The sequence below is a fragment of the Nonomuraea sp. NPDC049480 genome (genome assembly GCF_044465905.1).
Classification (GTDB): domain Bacteria; phylum Actinomycetota; class Actinomycetes; order Streptosporangiales; family Streptosporangiaceae; genus Nonomuraea.
Window position 1 is genome coordinate 13,385 of sequence record NZ_JBITMD010000019.1, and the last position, 18,519, is coordinate 31,903.

At 68.0% G+C, this 18,519-nt stretch carries 19 protein-coding genes; 9 read left to right on the forward strand and 10 right to left on the reverse strand.

Features of this window, described 5'->3' with window-relative positions; genetic code table 11:
- Nucleotides 1-41: 41 nt before the first annotated feature.
- Nucleotides 42-581, reverse strand: a complete 540-nt coding sequence (locus ACIBX3_RS40670) for a matrixin family metalloprotease (protein ID WP_397125907.1) — start codon at nt 579-581, stop codon at nt 42-44.
- A 243-nt stretch (nt 582-824) separates the two neighbouring features.
- Here ACIBX3_RS40670 and ACIBX3_RS40675 point away from each other — a divergent pair, with 243 nt between their 5' ends.
- Nucleotides 825-1,100: a hypothetical protein gene (locus ACIBX3_RS40675; protein ID WP_397125908.1), complete on the forward strand. Its 276-nt coding sequence runs from the start codon at nt 825-827 to the stop codon at nt 1,098-1,100.
- Between the two features lie 585 nt (nt 1,101-1,685).
- The gene (gene rph / locus ACIBX3_RS40680; RefSeq protein ID WP_397125909.1) at nt 1,686-4,283 is read left to right on the forward strand and encodes a rifamycin-inactivating phosphotransferase; all 2,598 of its coding nucleotides are present in this window, start codon (nt 1,686-1,688) and stop codon (nt 4,281-4,283) included.
- Nucleotides 4,284-4,750: 467 nt separating this feature from the next.
- Here the strand turns inward: rph and ACIBX3_RS40685 are convergent, their stop codons facing one another.
- Both ACIBX3_RS40685 and ACIBX3_RS40690 read right to left on the reverse strand, forming a co-directional pair.
- Nucleotides 4,751-5,299 (reverse strand): GNAT family N-acetyltransferase, encoded by a 549-nt coding sequence (locus tag ACIBX3_RS40685; RefSeq protein WP_397125910.1) that lies wholly within the window; start codon nt 5,297-5,299, stop codon nt 4,751-4,753.
- A gap of 472 nt (nt 5,300-5,771) precedes the next feature.
- Complete coding sequence (locus tag ACIBX3_RS40690; protein ID WP_397125911.1) at nt 5,772-6,089, reverse strand: hypothetical protein; 318 nt, start codon at nt 6,087-6,089, stop codon at nt 5,772-5,774.
- A 347-nt stretch (nt 6,090-6,436) separates the two neighbouring features.
- On the opposite strand from ACIBX3_RS40690, the gene ACIBX3_RS40695 reads away from it, so the two are divergent.
- Nucleotides 6,437-8,413, forward strand: a complete 1,977-nt coding sequence (locus tag ACIBX3_RS40695; RefSeq protein WP_397125912.1) for an RHS repeat-associated core domain-containing protein — start codon at nt 6,437-6,439, stop codon at nt 8,411-8,413.
- A gap of 100 nt (nt 8,414-8,513) precedes the next feature.
- The gene (locus ACIBX3_RS40700) at nt 8,514-9,002 is read left to right on the forward strand and encodes a polymorphic toxin-type HINT domain-containing protein (RefSeq protein ID WP_397125913.1); all 489 of its coding nucleotides are present in this window, start codon (nt 8,514-8,516) and stop codon (nt 9,000-9,002) included.
- Here ACIBX3_RS40700 and ACIBX3_RS40705 read toward each other — a convergent pair.
- The 3 genes from ACIBX3_RS40705 to ACIBX3_RS40715 all read right to left on the reverse strand — a co-directional run bounded on the left by ACIBX3_RS40705 (nt 8,982) and on the right by ACIBX3_RS40715 (nt 11,405).
- Nucleotides 8,982-9,890 (reverse strand): ISL3 family transposase, encoded by a 909-nt coding sequence (locus ACIBX3_RS40705; protein ID WP_397125914.1) that lies wholly within the window; start codon nt 9,888-9,890, stop codon nt 8,982-8,984. The two genes, ACIBX3_RS40700 and ACIBX3_RS40705, sit on opposite strands and share 21 nt — an antisense overlap.
- The gene (locus tag ACIBX3_RS40710; RefSeq protein ID WP_397125915.1) at nt 9,851-10,270 is read right to left on the reverse strand and encodes a transposase family protein; all 420 of its coding nucleotides are present in this window, start codon (nt 10,268-10,270) and stop codon (nt 9,851-9,853) included. The genes ACIBX3_RS40705 and ACIBX3_RS40710 overlap by 40 nt, the downstream gene beginning before the upstream one ends.
- A 259-nt stretch (nt 10,271-10,529) precedes the next feature.
- Nucleotides 10,530-11,405, reverse strand: a complete 876-nt coding sequence (locus tag ACIBX3_RS40715) for a hypothetical protein (protein ID WP_397125916.1) — start codon at nt 11,403-11,405, stop codon at nt 10,530-10,532.
- A 536-nt stretch (nt 11,406-11,941) separates the two neighbouring features.
- Between ACIBX3_RS40715 and ACIBX3_RS40720 the strand changes: the two genes are divergently transcribed.
- Together ACIBX3_RS40720 and ACIBX3_RS40725 are read left to right on the forward strand one after the other, a co-directional pair.
- Nucleotides 11,942-12,334: a DUF5958 family protein gene (locus ACIBX3_RS40720; protein ID WP_397125917.1), complete on the forward strand. Its 393-nt coding sequence runs from the start codon at nt 11,942-11,944 to the stop codon at nt 12,332-12,334.
- Between the two features lie 36 nt (nt 12,335-12,370).
- Nucleotides 12,371-13,216 (forward strand): recombinase family protein, encoded by an 846-nt coding sequence (locus ACIBX3_RS40725; protein ID WP_397125918.1) that lies wholly within the window; start codon nt 12,371-12,373, stop codon nt 13,214-13,216.
- A gap of 190 nt (nt 13,217-13,406) precedes the next feature.
- On the opposite strand, the gene ACIBX3_RS40730 is transcribed toward ACIBX3_RS40725, so the two are convergent.
- Nucleotides 13,407-13,898, reverse strand: a complete 492-nt coding sequence (locus ACIBX3_RS40730; RefSeq protein ID WP_397125919.1) for a hypothetical protein — start codon at nt 13,896-13,898, stop codon at nt 13,407-13,409.
- 342 nt (nt 13,899-14,240) lie between these two features.
- Between ACIBX3_RS40730 and ACIBX3_RS40735 the strand changes: the two genes are divergently transcribed.
- Nucleotides 14,241-14,420 (forward strand): hypothetical protein, encoded by a 180-nt coding sequence (locus tag ACIBX3_RS40735; RefSeq protein WP_397125920.1) that lies wholly within the window; start codon nt 14,241-14,243, stop codon nt 14,418-14,420.
- Here the strand turns inward: ACIBX3_RS40735 and ACIBX3_RS40740 are convergent.
- Together ACIBX3_RS40740 and ACIBX3_RS40745 are read right to left on the reverse strand one after the other, a co-directional pair.
- Complete coding sequence (locus ACIBX3_RS40740) at nt 14,386-16,374, reverse strand: sigma-70 family RNA polymerase sigma factor (protein ID WP_397125921.1); 1,989 nt, start codon at nt 16,372-16,374, stop codon at nt 14,386-14,388. The two genes, ACIBX3_RS40735 and ACIBX3_RS40740, sit on opposite strands and share 35 nt — an antisense overlap.
- An 86-nt stretch (nt 16,375-16,460) precedes the next feature.
- Nucleotides 16,461-16,790 carry a YciI family protein gene (locus ACIBX3_RS40745; protein WP_397125922.1) on the reverse strand — a complete coding sequence of 110 codons (330 nt, stop codon included), beginning with the start codon at nt 16,788-16,790 and terminating at the stop codon, nt 16,461-16,463.
- A gap of 145 nt (nt 16,791-16,935) precedes the next feature.
- Between ACIBX3_RS40745 and ACIBX3_RS40750 the strand changes: the two genes are divergently transcribed.
- Complete coding sequence (locus ACIBX3_RS40750; RefSeq protein ID WP_397125923.1) at nt 16,936-17,589, forward strand: DUF998 domain-containing protein; 654 nt, start codon at nt 16,936-16,938, stop codon at nt 17,587-17,589.
- Between the two features lie 62 nt (nt 17,590-17,651).
- Complete coding sequence (locus tag ACIBX3_RS40755; protein WP_397125924.1) at nt 17,652-18,023, forward strand: DUF1801 domain-containing protein; 372 nt, start codon at nt 17,652-17,654, stop codon at nt 18,021-18,023.
- Between the two features lie 59 nt (nt 18,024-18,082).
- Here ACIBX3_RS40755 and ACIBX3_RS40760 read toward each other — a convergent pair whose 3' ends face one another.
- A complete protein-coding gene (locus tag ACIBX3_RS40760) occupies nt 18,083-18,343 on the reverse strand; it encodes a hypothetical protein (RefSeq protein ID WP_397125925.1) in 261 nt (86 codons plus the stop codon).
- Nucleotides 18,344-18,519 lie beyond the last annotated feature (176 nt).

Genomic DNA, 18,519 nt, shown 5'->3' on the forward strand with positions numbered 1-18,519 from the left:
ACTCCTGTCCCTTTACGTGTTTGTCGCTGGAAACCTGAGTCCTAGTAGTACGCGTTGACGTCGGAGACGTCGTGGGCCTGCGGTTTCGTCATCGAATTCCGGTTCCTGCTGTTGCTCATAATGGAGGTCGACGAGTTGTGCGCCAGGTTCAGAGCGTGCCCGAATTCGTGCACCAGAACGCTCGTCACGAAGTTGGCGTGATTGGACGCGTCCCGGTTGATGGTGCGCGTATTGAGCTTGATATAAAGGCAACTGCCGCCACATCTCGTGTAGCGCCCATAGAAGGTGTTGCTGTAGGACTTCACGGTTATCGTCGAGCCGGAAAGGCTGCTCTTGTAGAGGTGAGCGGGGCTGGACGTGGCGTTCCAGTTGCTCAGCGCCTTGTTCATCGGCTTCTGCCACGTGTCGTTGTAGCTGTACGGCTCGACCGCGATCCTGGCGATGTCCTGCCCCGTGCCGTTCCAGTGAGCTGCGGCGGGGGCCGCGCCGGAGGCCACCGCGAGCGCCGCGGCGAGGACGACCGCGAGCGACCGGAATATCCTCCGTGTCGGTTTCCGGGCAGGCGGATGTAATGGCTCCACGTAATCAGCTCCGATTCTCCGGGAAGACTGAGATGAACAGGAAATCGGGGCCCCGAATTCGGGTTGATCATTGCAGTGCGGTCAAAGCAGGTCAAGGCTACAATGACTCGCTTTTTGGGTTTATCAACCACCGGGCAGGGGCAGAATTCATCTGCCCAGAAATGGTCACGGTCCGCTATTCCTGATCACTCGGCGGATCGGCGGGCCTCACAGCTCCCGGATCCCGCCGACGCCGAGCGGGCCGTGGTCGACCTGCTTCGGCAGCTCGCGGAGGAACGTACGGGAGGGAGCCCGGAGCCCGACACCTGCCGGTCGCAGCTGATCGTCGCCGAGGACTACATCGAGCGGCAGCTGCACGATCCGTGCCTGGGAGCGGCTCAGGTCGCCGGGGTCCTGGGCATCTCCGTACGGCACCTGGCCCGGATCTTCGGGTCCACCGGCAGATCTCCCACGCGGCACATCATGGAACGGCGGCTGGTCAGGGCGCACCGGGAACTCACCGGTCCCGGAGCGCGATGACGCGATCCGGGCGGCATCCGCATGTGCCGATGTGCGTGCACATGATCATGCCTGTGGTTATTCAGTTTCGCGTGGGCACGTGGTGGTCGGGCGGGCGTCACGCGATCGGGTCGGGTGCGTCTCGCCGCAACGGAGGCGGCCCGGCGGTCGAAGTGCTTGAGCCAGGGCACGCGGCGCAGCGCGGCGACCGCCCCGGGCGGCCGATCAGCGACGTCAGACCAGCGCGCGGCGGCGCTTCGGTCAGGCGCAACCAGGTGATCGCGGCGCCGCGACGCGTGCCGTCCGGGCGTCTCACGTCCGGCCATCGCGCTGCAGCCGCCGCTTCGCGAGAAGCTTGTCACTTCCAGTGGACGACCAAAAGTGAAGGCAAGGAGATCCCTCTCCCTGCCTCTCCTAACGTATAGCGCACCGGGGGGCTTGCGGCAAGACCCGGGTCGTACCGCAGAATCGTCGGCCGAGGCCACGATCTGCGGAATGGGGGCACGACGTGCGTGTGCGGTTGTCGACGTGTGGGGGATGCGGTGACGTCGAACCAGTGATGGGACTGGCGGTGCGACGGAGCACGGCTGCCGCGGAGGTATCGCCATGATTGAGCAGTACGTGATGGGTCTGCAAGAGGTTGACGAGACGCAGGTCGCGGTCGTGGGCGGCAAGGGCGCGCATCTGGGTGCACTGTCGCGAATCGAGGGGATCCGCGTGCCGGCCGGCTTTTGCGTGACGACGGATGCCTACCGCCGCATCGTGTCGGAAGCGCCGTCGATGGCCGATCGGCTCGATCAGCTGTCGCACCTGAACCCGGATGACCGGAAGGCGATCCGCACGCTCAGCGCGGAGATCCGCCGGACCATCGAAGGGATCGCCATCCCTGACGATCTCGCGGCAGCGATCACTCGCGCGCTCGCGCAGCTCGGCGAGCACGCCGCCTACGCCGTGCGGTCCAGCGCCACGGCAGAGGACCTGCCGGCGGCATCCTTCGCCGGCCAGCAGGACACCTACCTGAACGTCGTGGGTCCGGCGGCGATCCTCCAGTACGTCGGCCGGTGCTGGGCGTCGCTGTTCACCGAGCGTGCCGTGACCTACCGCCAGCGCAACGGTGTCGACCACCGTACGGTCCGCATGGCCGTGGTCGTGCAGCAGATGGTCTTCCCGCATGCGGCCGGCATCCTGTTCACGGCCGACCCCGTCACAGGCAACCGGAAGGTCGCCACCGTGGACGCCAGCTTCGGCCTCGGTGAGGCCCTGGTCTCCGGCCTGGTGAACCCGGACGTCTACAAGGTGCGCGACGGCGAGGTCGTCACCAAGGCGGTTGCCGCCAAGCAGCGTGCCATCCACCCGCTGCCGGGTGGCGGGACGCAGGAAGTGGCGATCGACCCGCAGCGGCAGGAGCAGGCGGCGCTGACGGATGCGCAGGTCGTGCGGCTCGTGCAGCTCGGGCGGCGGATGGAAGCGCACTTCGGCTGCCCGCAGGACATCGAATGGTGCCTGGTCGATGATGGCTTCCAGATCGTTCAGAGCCGGCCGATCACCACGCTGTTCCCCATCCCCGAGACCGGCGACCAGGACAATCACGTCTACGTCTCCGTCGGTCATGGGCAGATGATGACCGACCCCATGAAGCCCTTGGGGCTCTCCGTGTGGCAGCTGACGGCCTTGGCGTCGACGCACGAGGCCGGCGGGAGGCTGTTCGTCGACGTCACCCGGCACTTGGCGTCGCCGGCGAGCCGCGCCGGCTTCCTGGGGATGGTGGGGAGGTCCGATCCGCTGATCAGGGACGCGCTGGAGACGGTCCTCGACCGCGGCGACTTCGTCCCGTCGCTCCCGGACGGAGGTCCCGGCGGGCCGCCGGCCGGCGGTGCGCCCGCCCCGGTCGAGACGGACCCGGCCATCGTCACCGAGCTGATCGAGCGCAGCCAGGCGTCCATCGCGGCCCTGCGGCGCGACATCCGGACGAAGACCGGGCCGGCGTTGCTCGACTTCCTGCTGGATGCCTTCGAGGAGCAAAAGCGAGTCCTCAAAGATCCGCTGAACTTTCAGGCGATCATGGCGGGTATGGAGGCCACGTGGTGGCTCAACGACAAGCTGTACGAGTGGCTGGGTGAGAAGAACGCGGCCGACACGCTCACGCTGTCCGCCCCGGACAACGTCACATCGGAGATGGGACTGGCGCTGCTCGACGTCGCGGACGTGATCCGGCCGCATCCGGAGGTGGTGGCGTTCCTGCAGGGCGTCGAGGACGACGGCTTCCTGGACGAGTTGCCGAAGCTCGCGGGCGGGACCGAAGCGCGCGACGCCATCGAGGCATACCTCGACCGGTATGGCATGCGCTGCGTCGGCGAAATCGACATCACGAGGCCCCGCTGGAGCGAGCGCCCCACCACGCTCGTGCCCGTGATCCTCGACAACGTCAAGCTCTTCGAGCCGGGCGCCGCCGAACGGCGCTTCGAGCAAGGGCGGCAGGAGGCGGAGACGAAGGAACGGGACGTGCTGTCACGCTTGCGGGCCCTGCCGGACGGGGAGCAGAAAGCCGACGAGGCCAAGCGGATGATCGACCGGGTCCGGACTTTCATCGGCTACCGGGAGTACCCGAAGTACGGCATCGTCAGCCGCTACCTCGTCTACAAGCAGGCCTTGCTGGAGGAGGCCGAGCGTCTCGTGCGGGCCAGCGTACTCCCCGAGAAGGAGGACATCTTCTACCTCACATTCCAGGAGCTCCACGACGTCGTGCGCACCAACCAGGTGGATGACCAGCTCATCCAGCAGCGCAAGGACGCGTACCGGTCGTACCACGCGCTCACGCCGCCCCGGGTGCTCACCTCGGACGGCGAGGTCATCACCGGGGCGTACCGACGCGACGACGTGCCGGCCGGCGCCCTGATCGGCCTGCCGGTCTCCGGCGGGACCATCGAGGGCAGGGCCCGCGTCATCCTGGACATGGCGGAGGCCGATCTCGAAGCCGGCGACATCCTGGTCACGGCCCATACGGACCCCAGTTGGACGCCCCTGTTCGTCGCCATCTCAGGCCTGGTGACGGAGGTCGGAGGATTGATGACTCACGGAGCAGTGATCGCACGGGAGTACGGTTTGCCGGCCGTCGTCGGTGTGGTAGACGCCACCCGGCTGATCCGGAACGGGCAGCGGATCCGCGTACACGGAACCGACGGGTACGTCGAGATCCTGCCTTGACTGAGCCAATCACCGAGAAGGCCTGTGCGTCGCGTCCGGCCAAGGACAACACAAGCAGCTGATCTTTCTGGGTCAGCGGTCGACGGCCGGCCGCGCGATGGCGGCTTCGAGGTCGTCGTCGGTGGGCAGGGTTTAGAGATCCAGGTGGAGTCCGTGAGGCGTGGCCGAGCAGCTGGGGCGACGGTGCCGGTGATTCCGAACGCCGCCGCACAGCGCTTCTCTCGATCGGCCACGAAGGGGATGCCGGTCCGCACGTCACCCTCAACGAACCGGTACGGCTTGAGCGGCAGCCCGTCGCGTCCGGCCATACGGGCGGCGGCCTGGCGCGACAGTCCGATGAGCATCGTTCGCAGCGCCATCCGTGCCGCCAGGCGCAGCAACCAAGCGATGCGTCATGGCAGGGCGAACGTTGCCTGATGCGGCACTGGCCACAGCCCGACATGTTCACGAAGTCCCGAACGCGAAGATCAGAGGTAGGCCTTCGAGGCCGGCTTCCAGTCCTGGACGAGGAGCCCGAGCAGCACCTCGTCCAGGAACTCGCCCATCACCCAGGCCGAGGAGCGCAGCACGCCCTCGCGGACGAAACCGTTGCGCTCGGCGGAGCGCAGCATCGCGGCGTTGTCCGACAGCGTCTCGATCTGCAGTCGCTGCAGGCCGCGCACGACGAAACCGTAGTGGCACAGCACCGCGACCACGTCGGTGCCGTAGCCCTTGCCACGGGCCGACGGCAGCAGCCCTAGCCCGATGTGCGCGGACCGGTTGTGGTTGTCGATGCCCCACAGCGTCGCGGTGCCGACCAGCGTGCCGCCGTCCAGCTCCACGACCGAGAACGGGACGCGCCCTTGCTCCTCGTCGTCCACCACGAGCCGCGGATCCTTCGAGCCGGGTGTGATCGGCCGCCACGGCCGGCCTTCGGCCCGCGAGGCGTTGACCACGTCGTCATAGAGCTCGGCCCGCAGGATCGGAATGTCGTCCTCGTGCCGGGCCCTGAGCCCGACCTTGTTACCTCTTAGCACGCAAGTTTTCTATCCGACCGGGCTGTCCGGCGGCAAACCAAGCCCACCGCAGGGCCAGGCGTCATGCAGCTCCCCTGGTCGTGCTGTTTGCGACACCGAGCTGACAGCGTGCCCTTGGGGCCCGGTCAAGAAGTGCCACGCATCCGGCCACGGAGCGGTTCGAGAGGCTTCGGAGCCTGGGCCGTACTTCGACATGCTTGTCATTCCCGGCGTCCAGCACCCTTTGTGCGGCCGCATGCACTACGTCACCGTCGATTGGGGGACTACTTCGTCCACGAGTGTCCGGCACAGAACCCCCGACATGCCGACTTCTGGCGTTCCCCGCTCCCAGGGCCTTCGAGATGTTCATCATGCCGCGACCTACCGACGTTCGCATGCCGCTGCCACTGACGTTCTTAACCTCGCCGGCGCCGTGCTCCACGTCCTGCCCGACTCGGGTACCCACGGCCACACCGTCGACGTGGCCTACTGATCAGCGTGGGCGGCTGAGGGCGGCCTCGGCCAGATCCGTCCATTTCTCGGCCGAGGAATGGGGCACGACCACCCAGTCCTTTATCGCCCTGCCCTGCCCCGAGGGGTCGAACAGGGACGCCCCGGCAAGCTGGAGCGCGGCTGTGTGTTCAGGGGTGTCCTTGACCAGCCGGAACACCATCGCGCCGTCGCGCTGCAGGCTCGCGAACACCTTCCCCGCCTGATCTTTGAGTGCGGGACTCCCCATCATCCTGGAGATCCGTACTCCCAGGTCGGCCAGCTCGGCGCCGACCTGCTTGAAATCCTCTTCCGCGCTCATCGTCAGTCGGTCCCAAACTCCATGGTGGCGTGGTCGAGCAGCCCGTCGTGGCCGGGCACTTCCCGTGTGACGCGATCGCCTCGGCCCCGCCTTCCGGCAGCACGGCGATCAGGCTAGTCGTCCTGGCGGCGCCGATCAAGGCCGGATGCGCGTCTACTGCCGAACTCGCTGAGCTGCGACTACAGCCGCTCGCGGCCCCTTTCCGGCGTATTATTCCGGCCGCCCCCGTGTGTGGGTCGTCGCCGGGACGTCCCGTCTGTGCGCAGTATGGCGGGCCTTTGCCGGAGGGTTGGAGGTCGTCGTGGAGGTTCTGCACTGCCGCGTGCCGGTCGGAGAACTGGCGGGCGATGCGGCGGTGGCGTGAGGGGTTTGATGCCGCGCTGGCGGATGTCCAGGTGCTGGGGCTCACCGCCGCTTCCGATCCGGACGCGGGTGCCTCCAGCTTCAGCTATGACGCCGCGGGCCGGCAGATCTGGGCCATCGACGGCAAGGGCCAGAAGGTCTCCACCGTCTACGACGATCTGGGCCGCCGCACCGGCCAGTGGGCCGGCGAGCCGAACACCGGCACCCGGCTCGCCGCCTGGACCTACGACACCGTCGCCAAGGGTCAACCCGGCGCCGCCACCCGCTACACCGGCGGCCAGCCCTACACCGAGACGGTCACCGCCTACGACAGCGACTACCGGCCCACCACCACCATCCCCGCTGGCGAGGGCGGTCTCGGGCGCGACTACACCTTCACCACCGCCTACGACGCGGCTGGCAACCTGCGCGAGCAGAGCATGCCCGCAGCGGGCGGCCTGCCGGCCGAGAAACTCACCCACAGCTACACCGATCTCGGTCTCACCAAGGCCACCACGTCCGACCTGGGCGGCTTCACCTACGTCAAGGACAGCACCTTCACCGCCACCGGCAAGCTCGAGACCCGCTCGCTGGGCGGCAACGGCCAGATCAAACGCGTCCTGGAGCGCGATGCCACCACCGAGTGGCTCTCCAGGGTCACCACCCAGACCAAGGCCAACACGTCCACCCCGGACACCGTCCAGGACGACCGCTACACCTACAACCTGGGCGGCAACGTCACCCGCGTGCTGAACGCCGCCTCGGCCATCGCCGGCCAGACCGACGGCCAGTCCGAATGCTTCACCTACGACGGCCTGCTCCGGCTGAAGACCGCCTACACCACCACCGCGAGCTCGTGCACCGGCACCGGCGATGCCTTGGGACTGGACCCCTACAGCCAGGCCTACGCCTACGACAAGGTCGGCAACCCCACCAGCCTGACTCACAACGGCCAGACGGCCACCTACACCTACCCCGCCGCTGGCGCCACCGTCGTCCGTCCCAACGCCGTCACCGGCATCGCCCGCCCGGGCGGTACCGACACCTACGCCTATGACAACAAGGGCCAGCTCACCGCCCGCACCGTCGGCGGCAAGCAAGGCACCTTCACCTGGGACCAGCTGGGCCAGCTTACCCAGGCCACCATCGACGGCCGGCAGACCGACATGGTCTACGACGCCGCCGGTGAGCGCCTAATCCGGCGCGACCCCGACGGCACCACCACCCTCTACCTCGGTGTCATGGAGCTGCGCCTGGCCGCCGGCGCCGTGGCCGGCAAGCGCTACTACAGCAGCGCCGACGGCGACCTAGCCGCCATGCGCGACGCCAGTGGTGTCACCTGGCTGCTCGCCGGCACGCACGGCAGCACCCAGCTCGCCGTCAACGACACCACCGGCACCGTCAGCCGCGAACGCTACCTGCCCTTCGGCCAACGCCGCGGCGCCGACGATTTGCCCTTCACCGACCGCGGCTTCCTCGGCAAGACCGAAGACGCCTCCACGGATCTCACCTACCTGGGCGCCCGCTACTACGACCCGGCCATCGCCAGGTTCATCTCCACCGACCCCGTTCTCAGCTTGAAACGGCCGGAATGGGCCAACCCCTACAGCTACACCGCCAACAATCCTGTTGGTTCTCGGATCCGGACGGAGAAGAACCCCGGCCGTGGCATGACAAGAACTGAGGCAAGAAGTCCGCGAAGGAACGCAAAAGGATCACCAAAAGCTACATGGTCGGCGAACGCAGGGCGGCGAGAAATTTCCATCGGCGAGAGAGGGACGAGGCGCTTTCTGCCCAAGCGCGGGACAAGAATGGATTGGCCGAGAGAAGAGCGACGAAGGAAGCCGAGAAGAACCGGAAACCTGGTTTTCAGGAGAGCTTGTACTGTGGCAAGAACAGCACAAAGGAGATGCGCGAGAAGACAAAAGAGATTGATCGGAAGCTGGATAAGACCGGCATCGGCCCGGCCGATGCCATATTGAATGGCAACATCCGCAATCCGCTGGACGTCGTAGGCCAAAGAAGGGGCAGGTCAGGGCCGGGTCGCCATGTAGCAGTTTTGTTCCCGGCACCAAAGTCCTCATGGCAGGCGGAACCAAGACATCCATTGAAGACATCAAGGCCGGCGATGAAGTCGTCGCAACCGATCCAAAAACAGGAAAGAACGAGGCGAAATCCGTCACCACTCCGATCACCAGCGAAGGCGTCAAGAATCTGGTGCGGGTGACGGTGGACAGCGATGGCGACCAAGGCGGCGAGACCGGCACCGTCACCGCCACGGACACACATCCCTTCTGGGTGCCGACCGCTCGGCAGTGGGAGCAGGCAGGCACGCTTCGGCCAGGGCAGTGGCTGCAGACCAGCCAAGGCACCTATCTGAAGATTGCTGAGATCGAGAAGTCGACCTCTGCTGACCAGCGCGTCCACAACCTGACGGTAGCCGACCTGCACACGTACTATGTGCAAGCAGGCACGACGTCCGTCCTGGTGCACAACAGCGGCCCGTGCGGGCTCAAAACTGGGTCTTCGCATTTGGCCGGGCCGGTGCTGTCATCCGATCACCTTGGGTGATCTCGTTTTGGCTCCGGAGCGTGACGATGGTCGGCGGCTCACCCGCGTTGTCGCATAGCGGGCGCGGCGGCGCTGGCTGATCGGGTTGCGGAAGCCGAACGCGATCCGCCCGATGAGCTTGATGACGCGGTTGGTGCCCTCGCTGGCAGGGTTGGAGACTCGGTGCAGGACGGCGGCGGCGATCTCGTGCCGCCAGGTGCTGACGGTCTGGGCGAGCCCTGCCAACTCGGGGATGTGGGCATGATCGGCGCACCAGGCGAAGAAGGTGGCCAGCCGGTCACGGACACCGCCGGCGCAGGTGGCCCGGAAGACGGCGCGCAGTTGTTCCTTAGCCACCCAGCAGGCCAGCACCTGCTCACCAGCACCTCCGGCGGCCAAGAAGACCTCCCACATGGCGTTCACCCGCATCTCGGGCACGTCTTCCCAGTTGCGCAGCAGCGTGCGACGCATGCCGTACTCCGGGTCCCCGGCCCGGCCGCGACGGCCGTAGCGGGTATGAATGGCGCGACGGCGCACCAGGTTGATGACCTTGTTGGCGGCCTGAATCACGTGGAAGTGGTCGACGGCCAGCACGGCGTGCGGCAGCGCGGCGCGCACCGCCTTGGCACAGGAGGTGCTCATATCGATGGCCACCACGGCAATCTGGTCGCGCCAGGTTGCCGGCTGTGCGGCCAGCCAGGAGGCGACGGTCTCGGCGGTACGCCCCTCGACCTGCCCCAGCAAGCCCTGACCGCCGTCGAGATCGACCAGGCCGGTGTGCCAGGTGTCCGCCTCCAGCACGCGCCGCCCCTGCTCACCGAGCCGATAGCGGGGCTTGCCGCGGCGCGTCTCGTCGATCCCCAGCACCCTTACCGGCTCCAGCGGGCGGGCCAGCACCGGATCGGCCACCGCCGCGAAGGCGTCATGAGCGATATGCCAGCTCCCCGATGCGTGGCGGCGACCTCGCCGGCTGGATGCAACTGGTCGCCGATCTCGACGGCCATCTGCTCGCGCAACGGCTCGCTGATGCGGGCGCCGCAGGCGATCGGAGGCACCTGCTCGGTGAACGAGGCTCGTTCACACCACGGCGTCCCGCAGCGCCAGCGCCGCTTATGCACCACCAGCGTGACGGGCTCCAGTCCGATCGGCACATGCGCTGCCCGCGCCGTCACCCATTCCTTGGCCCCGCTTGCGGGAAGCCCGCAATCTGGGCATAAAGGCCGCCCGGACCGCTCCGGGACGACGTGCACCACCCGGCCGCCGTCTCCGTCGTGTTCCACCTCGAACACCGATATACCTATCAGCCCCAGCAGGGCCGAACCCGTATGCTGCTCCATGCACCCGTGTGGCTGTGATCTTTATTCTTTGGCGAGAACATGATCCACCACGGGTGCTTTTTCGTCTTCCCCGACCTGTCCGTTTCCCCGGTGACTGACGTCACCTCACAACAATCCCAATGTCATCAACCACCATCCGAGCCCGGCGAACTATGAAGAGCCCCTTTGTTGAGGTCCGGCCTTGGATGGGGCGGATGGGCGGCGCCTGGGGTCAGCTCCCAGCGGCGGGGTCCGATGGCGGTTCAGCGCCGCCGCTGGTGTGCAATGTAAGACCGCCCTCGTTCGCGGGCCGGAATCCCAGCCCATGGAGCTCGGGAACGTCGATCACGGTGACCACACGCAAAGCACCGTCCTCGGTTACCGTGCGAACCGCGGAACGCACCAGCGCACCGCAAACCTCCGACGGGACGCCGGGCTGGATGTGCACCAGGTCGAGACGTGCGGTGGTGTGCTGTATGTCCTCCCAGGAGGCGGCCGCATGACCGACAAAAGGTTCCCCGCGGGCGTTGTCGACGTAGGCCTGCAGCCAGCAGGCAAGCCTTGCCTCGATGATCAGTTGTCGGGGAAGGCTCACATCCATCCCCGCCTCGGCTAACCAGGACCCGACCTTGGACGCAGGCAGGGAAACCAGTGCCTCTGGCGATCCCCACGTGACATGGGTCCCATTCCGATGGGGCCACGAGGGGGAAAGCATACCGACAAGGGGAACCGAACTGATGCGGAACCCGGCAGGGCCGACGTCTGGAGCATCGTGGGCATCCAGCACGACGTAGCCGTCGCGGATCCTCCGGCGGCTACGGCTGACCAGCCCGGTCGCGAGTTCCTCCGCGAGTCGAGCCCCAACCTCTACGGCCCATTCATCCGCCGAGGTCACCGGCAGGCCGGTCCACGGACTTGCAGGCGTCGTCGGAAACTCCACCTCGATGGCGTATACGTTCGGATCTCGCCGCCAACGGAAGATCACTAACAGGTTGTTCGGCTCCGCGATGACATCGACGCCGGAGTACCCGTCCCATACCGCGTCCGCACGTAGCAACCATGTCCTGGCTGCTGCGAGGATTTCTTGTCGGGACCACACAATCGCCACGTGTCCAGGCTCCCATACCAGTGAAGGCACCAACCGCGTCATCAAGCTCGTCGGGCGGATGGCCTTCGGCTTCCGCAATCCCATCAACCAACAACGCCGCGCTCACTACGCGACAACGCGGGTGAGCCGCCGACCACCGTCACGCTTCGCAACCAGAACCCGATCACTCAAGGTGATCATATGACAGCACGGGCCCGGTCAAATACGAAGACCCTCAAAACTCCTGCGGAAGCGGGATTCTCCCTGGCGAGGCCCGGCGCATCCAGAACGCAGCGAATAGGATGGGGGCCCGGATTGTAGTGGTAGGCAGTCGTGCAAGCGGTACCGCTAAGGCAGATTCGGACCGGGACTACATATTGTCCGGCAGGACAGGCCGGCTAAGGAGCAGGGCTGCAAGCTCGCTCCCCGAAGGGATCGGCGGAGATTGGCAGGGCCGGAGACGAGGGCAGGACATCTTCCAGGATTACAATCCGGATGCTCCGGGGTATTACCCTGGATCCTGAGCGCCCGCACGTCATCTTCGATCCGGAGCCGTGATGAGCAAACGATCTATTATCCTGAATGAACTGAGTCAAGGGCGCCGCCCACTCCAGGAAGGGATTGACTGGTTCAAGGCGCTGCCGTTAGATGAGCGACGTGACGTGATTCGAGAGCTGTTTTCTTACGCTCTTCAGGCGAGGGCTGCAACTGAGGATGCTGCAGAGAGCATCGCCCGCGCAGGGGTGAAGCCGACGGCGACTCCGGCTGTCTTGATTTCGCGTGGGCCAATCCGTGAGCAGCTGGCGAAGATAGGGAATCTACCTGAAGCCGAGATGGAAAAATCATTCAGGATATTGCTGGCACTTCTATCGATCTCGGATGCCCGTAGGCGTGAGCTTGATTGCGCTGATGGGTGCACCCATCCGTGGCATAACTTGCGCAATCACTGACCTGGAACAGGAGGTGACGGCGGCGCGGTTGCGAGAATGACCCCCTGTGCCGCCCCGGCCGGCTCGCCCTGCCGCACCGGCCGGGGCAAGGTGGCCGTCCAGTACCACACCGCCCGCTTCCGGCTCGTGCCCGCGCTCGCCAAGGCGCTCAATGTCCCCACCCCGGCCCTCCGCAAGCCGGGCGCGGCCTGGATCGAGCTGCCCCGCCCGGCCGACACCGAGCCGGCCGGGCACGCGCGGATCGGCTATGCCCGCGCCTCCACCGTCCGACAGTCCCTCGACACCCAGCTCGACGCGCTCAAGGCCGCCGGTGTCACCCGCGTCTTCGCCGAGAAGATCTCCACCCGGGCCACGGTCCGTCCCGAGCTCGACAAAGCCGTCACCCTGGCCCGGGAGCTGCGCGCGGCGGGCGTGGCGGTCACCCTCGTGGTGCACGAGCACAAGCGGCTCGGCCGCGGCCTCGATCTGGCCGCCCTGGCCGAGCAGCTGCGCGCCGCCGGCATCGGGCTGGAGTTCCTCACCGGAGAGCTGCAGGGCTCCCACGACCCGTCCGGCGTGGTGTTCACCGTGCTGGCGGCCCTGTCCGGGATGGAACGCGAGTACATCCGCGACCGCACCCTGGAAGGCCACGAATCGGCCCGCGCCCGCGGCAAGGCCATCGGCGGCGCCGCCGTCACCGACGAGAACATGCTGTCCATGGCTCTGCACCTGCGCGGCCAGGACCTCAGCCTGCGCGACATCGCCGCCCGGCTCGTCATCACCAGCGGCGCGAAAAAAGGGCCGTCACCCCTCGGCCGCGACCGTCATGCGTATGCTGCGCGACCACGATCAGCAGACCGCGAACTGACGGGCCCGGCCCGTCAACGCATGGAGAACGGCTGAACGCGGCAGCTATCGCAGGCCGATCGCCTCGGCCGCGCGGCGGCAGACCGGGTAGACCGGGTTGCCGCCGGCGTCCAGCCCCGCCACCAGACGGTCATCGATCACCACGATGTCCCACTGGCCCGGGCGACCATGCCCACCACCAGCCCTGTCAGCCATGGCCACGACGTCTCATCGGTGTCGCCGGCCGTCAGCGGGTGCCGGACCTGCACCGGCGACGCGTCCGGGAACGGCTCGCCTGCCGGGCCAGCGCTCCCGCCAAGGTCTCCACGCCCAGCTCGAGGTCCGACTTGGCCAGCGTCTTGTCGATCGTGCCCGCGGCCGGCTCATCGGCCAGCGCCAGGATGACCGTGTTGCTCGCCGCGAACGCCTCCACCGCCGCCACGTACTGGTCGACCTTCGCGGCCTCGGCCGCGGTCAGGTCCTGGGCCTGCCAGCGCTCGCCGGTCTCGACCCACAGCCACAGGTCATCGCGCTGCTGTCCGAACACCTGCGTGATCCGCTCCACGGTGTGGTCGTCCAGCAGATGCGGGGCGCGCCGCGCCGGCTCCAGGGTCCGCAACTGATCGCGGTTGGCGCCCAGCTGCTCCAGGACGACCGCGGTCATCATGTCCACGTCGGTCACCGGCCGCCACTCGGGCTCGCCCCGGCCGTCCCTGCCGCCACCATCGCCACGCGCCATGCCTCAGATCGTCCCAGACCGGCACCAGCCGCCCGCCGTACCTTCACCACTCGAGACCGGGGCCTGCCTCCCGCACCATGATCATGATCTGTCCCACCTCTCTGTGCGATGGAACGGGATCCGGCGTTAACCACGTCCGGAGGACCGCGATGGCAGGAGGTCGCTGACCTGGGAGAACCCCGTTAACGCCGGATCCCGTTCCAAATCTCTCTGACCCCCAACTCTTCGAGGCCACCACCGCGAAGCTGGCCGATGAGCGCAACGCTGTCGAGAAGGCCCATCAGGACCCCGAAGTCGTCGAGCGCGCCGCACGCCGGGCGCGCAAGGCGCGGGAGATCCTGAATGCCCGCTGACGGCTACGTCGTCGACGCGCTGGCCGCGTTCGACGACACCACCGACCTGGCATGGCAGACCACGCTCGACGAGCTCGCCGGTCAACTCACGGTGGTCGAGGCTTCCAACTCGACGATCAGCTTGGAGGGATCGCTCAAGGGTTTCTGCCGGGCGTGTCCCGGGTTTTGAGGCGGCGGAGGGTGTAGCCGTTGCCTGCCGGGTCCAGGTGCCTGGTGGCCTGTTTGAAGAGGTATTCGGCTCGTTCGTAGGACAGGCGGCGGCGGCCGGTGTGCGGGCACAGGTCGGCGGGTGCCGGGGTGCGGGCCGGTGCAGGCCGCCGGTCGGAGAGGAACAGCGGCCCGCTGGTCCGGCCGGCGATCAGGTCGGGCAGCAGCCGGGCGGTTCGCGAGCGCCAGGTGACCCACGTGCGGCCGGCGCGGGCACGGCGGTCGTCCAGGTCGAGGTCCTCGACGTTCAGCGACAGCACGGTCGACACCGGCGCCGCCGACTCGTGCAGCAGGCTCCAGAGGGTGCGTTCCCGCAGCGGCAGGTCGGAACGGCCCCAGAGGGGGTCCAGGGGCGCCGGGCCGTCCGGTTTTGTCGTGGCGCGGGGCTCGGGGCGACGCTGCAGGCCCGCGGCCAGGCCGTCCAGGCCCGCCCAGGTGGCGAACGAGCGGATGGTGGAAAGGTGCCGGTTCCACGTCTTGACCGCCGTACGGCCCCAGGCGGTGGTGGCCACGCGGGTCACCTGATCGGCGGTCACGGAGGTGAGCGGGGTCTGCTCGCCCAGGCCCAGGCACAGGCGCCGCAGCGTCTGGGCGTACGAGCGCAGTGTCTGGGGATCGAGGTCGGGGCGGCTCAAGAAGTCGCGGACGGTCTGACCCAGGGTGGCGCCGGCGGGCTCGTCGGCGGTGATCTGTTCGGCGCGGCGCAGGAGGAAGGCCCGTTCGGCGGTGTTGCCGGTGAGGGACGCGGCGCGCTGGAACTCCAGCCGTGCCTCGTGGTGGCGTCCCAGCCGCAGCAGCAGGTCGCCGCGGACGCTGGGGAGCAGGTGGTAGTGCTGCAACGCCGGGTCGGTGGTCAGGGCGTCGACCAGGTCGAGCCCGGCCTGCGGTCCCTGTGCCATGCCGACGGCCACGGCTTGGTTGAGTCGCACGACCGGGGTGGGCGTCAGCCGTACGAGGGCCTGATAGAGGGAGGCGATGCGGGGCCAGTCGGTGTCGGCGGCGGTGCGGGCCTGGGCGTGGCAGACCGCGATCGCGGCCTGGAGGACGTACGGGCCGGGTGCGCCGCCGGCCTGGCGGGCGCGCAGCATCGCGGCGAATCCGCGGCGGATGCGCAGTTGGTCCCAGCGTCCCCGGTTCTGCTCGTGCAGCGGAACCGGCTCGCCCGACGGGCCGGTACGCGCGGCCGCGCGGGAGGTTTGGATCTCCATCAGCGCGACGAGGCCGTGCATCTCGGCCTGGTCGGGCGTCAGGTCGGCCAGCATGGTGCCCAGCCGCAGCGCCTCCAGGCACAACCCGGGGCGCATCAGGTCGTCTCCGGAGGCTGCCGCGTACCCCTCGTTGAAGATCAAATAGATGACCTCCAGCACCGATGACAGGCGCTCGGCCATGTGCGTCTCGTCCGGGAGCTCGAATCGTACGTGATGCTCGGCCAGCGTCTGTTTGGCCTCGGCGATGCGCCGTACGATCGCCGGTTCGGCGACCAGGTACGCCCGGGCGATCTCCGCCGCGCTGAGCCCGCCCAGCAGCTTGAGCGTGAGCGCGGCTCGGGCCGGGGCCGGCAGCACCGGGTGGCAGGACAGGAACATCAGCCGCAGCGTGTCGTCGCGTTCGGTCTGCTGCTTGTCGGCGTCCTGGGGGAGCCGGCGCAGTTCATGGGCGAGGTGCTCGTTGGCGCGTTCTTGCCGCTGGGCGCGCCTGATGTGGTCGACGGCGCGGCGCTTGGCGATGGTCATCAACCAGGCGCCGGGGTTGTCGGGGACGCCTTGGGCGGGCCATTGTTCCATCGCGGCGACCAGGGCGTCCTGGGCCAGTTCCTCGGCCAGGCCGACGTCGCGCACCAGCCGGGTCAGTCCGGCGATGATCTTGGCGGACTCCAGTTTCCAGACCGCGTCGATCGTGCGATGGGGGTCGGTCACGGCAACGATGACAGCACCGCCCCGGCCCGCGCGGCAAGTCGGCGGGGGCCCGGGGCGGGGCGGGGCGGGGCGGCAGGGTCAGGGGCTCAGGGACCGAACACCTGGCGGATCTCGCTCACCCCGTCGCCGACGATCTTCCGGAAGCGGCGGGCCAGCTCGATCACCTCTTCCTTGGAGCGCACCTCCACCAGCGCGAACCCGACGATGGCCTCCTTGGCCTCGGTGAACGGGCCGTCCGTCACGGTGATCTCGTCTCCGGAGGAAGTCATGCGGATGCCGCCCGGCTCCAGCCCGCCGGTGGCCAGCAGGATGCCCTTGGCGGTCATCTCCTCGATGAACGCGCCCATCTCCGCGTACAGCTTCTCGTCCGGGGCGGGGGCGGTGTCGCTGGCCCTGGTCATCATCAGGTAGCGCATCAGGTGGTCTCCCTTATCTCGCGGCTTACGTCCGCCTAGACGTCGATCGCCATTATGTGACAGGGAATGCCGGCGTTCCCTGTCACATCGGCCGATTGACGTGTGGGCGACAAGCGAAGAGCACAAGCCGAGAAAGGCAACTGACATGATCGCCATCCAGGCCCCCGCCACCGTCTCGCCCACCACCCGTACCCTGCTCACGTGTGCGGCCGTTGCCGGGCCTCTGTGGTCGGTGGTGTCCCTGACCCAGGCCGCCACCCGCGAGGGCTTCGACCTGACCCGCCACCCGCTGAGCCTGCTGAGCACCGGCTCACTGGGCTGGCTGCAGATCGCCAACTTCGTCCTGGCCGGAGCCCTGAGCATCGCCGGTGCGGCCGGACTGCGCCGGGCCCTGCGCGGTGCCCCCGGCGGCACGTGGGCGCCCCTCCTGCTCCGCGTCACCGGCATCGGCATGATCGCCGCCGGCGTGTTCGTCATGGACCCGGGCGACGGCTTCCCCGCCGGCACCCCGGCCGGGTCCGGGACGCTCAGCTGGCACGGCCTCGGCCACATGGCCGCGGGCTCGATCACCTTCATCGCGCTGATCGCCGCCTGCCACGTGCTGGGCCACCACTTCCACCGTGCCGGGCACCCCGGCCACGCCCTCGCCTCCCACCTCGCCGGCGCGGCGCTCCTCCTTGGCGACGCCTGGGCGATGAGCGGCGGCACGGCCGGCTCCCTGACCCTGGCCGTCGGCGCCATCACCGCGATGATCTGGGTCTCGTGGGTCGCGGCCCGCTACCGCCGCCGCACCGTCTGAGCCCACACCGGTCCGCCGACCTTGACGAACCCGACCCCGCCCCGAGCGCGAAGGATCCCGCAATGCCCATGTTCACCACCGTCGAGGACTACATCGCCTCCCTGCCCGAATCCCAGCGTCAGGTGGCCGACCGGCTGCTGCCCTTGATCGAGCAGGTGCTGCCGGGCGTCGGCGCCCTCTGGCACGGCCACCCGGTGTGGAGCCTCGGCGACAAACCCGGCAAGTCCCCGGTCTGCTTCGTCAAGGCCTACCCCGCCCACCTGACCTTCGGATTCTGGCGCGGCAGGCAGATCACTGACCCCTCCGACCGCCTCCAGCCCGGCGCCCGGGACATGGCCTCGATCAAGCTGCGATCCTCCGACGACGTCGACGCTGACGTGTTCACCGGCTGGCTGGTCCAGGCGCGGGACCTCGAAATGCCGGCCAACTCATGATTCACCTGCTCGACCGTCGCAGACCGGCGGATCAGGGGATGAGGTCCCTTCCTGAAGCGTCAGACGAAGCGCTTGACGAAGGCCAGGGCGGTGTCGCAGACCTCGCGCCAGCCGCCGTCGATGGTCAGGGAGTGCCCGCGGCCGGGCATCTCGATGATCTCGGTGACCGCGTGCTCGTTGCGGCTCTGCTTCTTGTACGAGGCGTGGACGATGGCCCACGGGACGGTGTGGTCCTTTTCGCCGGAGATGCCCAGCAGCGGGCCCCGGTTCTCCGCGGTGCTGTCGACCTTGGTCTCGCTCCACGGGTTGAAGTTGGCCACCGCCGCCTGGAACAGCGGCGCGCCGGGGCGGGCACGGAGAAGCGACCTGGCCCTATCTGCTGGTGCTCCGGCTTCTGCGAACGTTGATGAGACTTCGGGGATTCTGAAGGTCTATCGTCCTGGTCGTTCGTCTTGCTGTGACGGTGAAGGCGAGGTGGCCGGGGTTGGCGCTGGCG

What these genes read in the sequence shown, in the direction of transcription:
- ACIBX3_RS40730 (WP_397125919.1), bottom strand. Translation starts at nt 13,898, where the DNA reads ATGGCGCGTGGCGATGGTGGCGGCAGGGACGGCCGGGGCGAGCCCGAG.
- ACIBX3_RS40745 (WP_397125922.1), bottom strand. Translation starts at nt 16,790, where the DNA reads ATGCGCTACCTGATGATGACCAGGGCCAGCGACACCGCCCCCGCCCCG.
- ACIBX3_RS40755 (WP_397125924.1), top strand. Translation starts at nt 17,652, where the DNA reads ATGCCCATGTTCACCACCGTCGAGGACTACATCGCCTCCCTGCCCGAA.
- ACIBX3_RS40735 (WP_397125920.1), top strand. Translation starts at nt 14,241, where the DNA reads ATGCCCGCTGACGGCTACGTCGTCGACGCGCTGGCCGCGTTCGACGAC.
- ACIBX3_RS40700 (WP_397125913.1), top strand. Translation starts at nt 8,514, where the DNA reads ATGGCAGGCGGAACCAAGACATCCATTGAAGACATCAAGGCCGGCGAT.
- rph (WP_397125909.1), top strand. Translation starts at nt 1,686, where the DNA reads ATGATTGAGCAGTACGTGATGGGTCTGCAAGAGGTTGACGAGACGCAG.
- ACIBX3_RS40725 (WP_397125918.1), top strand. Translation starts at nt 12,371, where the DNA reads ATGACCCCCTGTGCCGCCCCGGCCGGCTCGCCCTGCCGCACCGGCCGG.
- ACIBX3_RS40690 (WP_397125911.1), bottom strand. Translation starts at nt 6,089, where the DNA reads ATGAGCGCGGAAGAGGATTTCAAGCAGGTCGGCGCCGAGCTGGCCGAC.
- ACIBX3_RS40720 (WP_397125917.1), top strand. Translation starts at nt 11,942, where the DNA reads ATGAGCAAACGATCTATTATCCTGAATGAACTGAGTCAAGGGCGCCGC.
- ACIBX3_RS40750 (WP_397125923.1), top strand. Translation starts at nt 16,936, where the DNA reads ATGATCGCCATCCAGGCCCCCGCCACCGTCTCGCCCACCACCCGTACC.
- ACIBX3_RS40695 (WP_397125912.1), top strand. Translation starts at nt 6,437, where the DNA reads ATGCGGCGGTGGCGTGAGGGGTTTGATGCCGCGCTGGCGGATGTCCAG.